The organism is Xenorhabdus innexi (assembly GCF_002632485.1).
Lineage (GTDB): Bacteria > Pseudomonadota > Gammaproteobacteria > Enterobacterales > Enterobacteriaceae > Xenorhabdus > Xenorhabdus innexi.
In genome coordinates this window covers 1-862 of record NZ_NIBU01000203.1, presented here as the reverse complement: position 1 = coordinate 862, position 862 = coordinate 1, and the positions used below count along the sequence as shown (strand labels likewise).

1 protein-coding gene is annotated in these 862 nt (G+C 46.5%); it reads right to left on the bottom strand.

Annotated elements, in window-relative coordinates:
* Positions 1-5: 5 nt before the first annotated feature.
* A protein-coding gene (locus tag Xinn_RS21080) for an IS5 family transposase (protein WP_099137827.1) occupies positions 6-807 on the bottom strand; the annotation gives its coding sequence in 2 pieces (ribosomal slippage) (positions 6-542 and positions 544-807; 801 coding nt in all).
* Positions 808-862 lie beyond the last annotated feature (55 nt).

Sequence of the window (862 nt, the reverse complement as noted above, 5' to 3'; positions counted from 1 at the left end):
AGAGGCTATTCAGTATTTTTTCTGCGCAGCAGTAAGACAAGGAATGCCAGATTGACGAACTGGAGACTGGTATTCAAATCTCCCTCGCAGTTCTTCCACAACCGCCGACATTTTTCCAGCCAACCAAATGAACGTTCGACGACCCATCTCTTTGGTATCACACTGAAAGTATGGAGTTCATTGCGTTTGGCGATCTCGACGGTCGCACCCAGTATATGATGCACACTGTTCGCAAAGGTTTCCCCCGTATAACCACCATCGGCTAATACATTCTTTACACCGGTAAGTGATTTTTTATGCAGGGTAAAAGCCTTCAAAGCGCCTTTTCTGTCCGTAACATTGGCCGTTGTGACGCTAATTGCATGGGGTAAACCCTGGGTGTCTACGGCGATATGTCGTTTGATGCCGGACACTTTTTTACCGGCATCATAGCCTTTTTCACGCGCCGTATCCGTGTTCTTAACACTTTGCGCATCAATAATAACAAAAGTTGTGCTGGCGTTCCGACCACGGCTGATACGGGCCTCGCCAACCACATTTTTTTAACGCCTGCTCCAGCAAGCTTGGCTCAGTTTCTGACGGTTTCTCTTTCCAGAGTTTGAAATAGTAATACACGGTACTTTTGCTGGGAAAATCATTGGGGAGCATATCCCACTGGCAACCGCTCTTGAGTATATACAGCAGGGCGCAAAACACCTCATACACATCGACTTTCCGAGGGCGTGTGCGTTTTCGAGTGCTGAGCAACAAGGGCTCAATTTCCTGAAAGACTTCTCGACTGATATCACTGGCATAAACTTTTCTCATTCCAGTAGGTTACATGAAAAACTGTTCAGGGTGAAAAAGATTCTGAATAGCCTCT